At 69.4% G+C, this 864-nt stretch carries 1 protein-coding gene; it reads left to right on the plus strand.

Annotated elements, in window-relative coordinates; genetic code table 11:
- On the plus strand, nt 1–864 hold an 864-nt coding region (locus D7W79_RS42365), incomplete at both ends, for an ArnT family glycosyltransferase (protein WP_244222287.1).

Below are 864 nucleotides of genomic sequence, written 5' to 3' on the forward strand. Positions count from 1 at the left end.
ACGCGCGTGGTCCTGGCGACCGCGGGCTTCGCGGCGCTGCTCTTCGTGCCCTACCTGGGCGCCGTCGGACTGTGGGACCCCTGGGAGACGCACTACGGCGAAGTGGGCCGGCAGATGATCCAGCGCAGCGACTACGTCTATCCCTTCTGGGAGAACGCGTGGTTCTTCTCCAAGCCGCCGCTCACCATGTGGATGCAGGCGCTGGGGATGAACCTCGTCGGCGCGCTCAAGGGCGACGGCGCCATGGGGCTCTACACGGAGTGGGGCATGCGGATGCCCTTCGCCCTGCTGAGCATCACCGCCGTGGCGCTCTTGTCGCTGGCGGTGGCGCGGGTGGTGAGCATGCGCGCGGGCCTGGCCACGGGCTTCGTGCTGGCCACCATGCCGCTGTACTTCCTGCTCACCCGGCAGACCGTCACCGACACGCCCTTCGTCACCACCTTCGTGTGCGCCATGGCGTGCGCGCTCATCGGGCAGTTGGATGACACCACGAAGCACCGTGCCGCCTGGTGGTACGCGTTCTATGTCTTCGCGGGCCTGGCCACGCTGGCCAAGGGCCTGTTGGGCGTGGGCCTGCCCGCGGTCATCCTGGTGCTCTACGCGGCCGCCGCGGTCATCCCGTGGAGCCGTGAGAGTCTGGAGGCGCACCTGCGCTGGCTCGCCAGCGGCGAGGTCCGCGCCCAGGTGCGCGCGGGCTCGCGGGCCATGCCGGTGCTCTGGGCGCAGATGTACCGGATGAAGCTGGGCACGGGCGTGCTCGTGTTCGCGGCGGTGGCGGTGCCCTGGTACCTGACGCTGTGCCTCTTCGACGGCGTGGACGACGAGGGCAAGCTCTTCTGGTACCGCTTCTTCATCCACGACCAC

This window comes from Corallococcus exercitus, from assembly GCF_003611585.1.
GTDB lineage: Bacteria > Myxococcota > Myxococcia > Myxococcales > Myxococcaceae > Corallococcus > Corallococcus exercitus.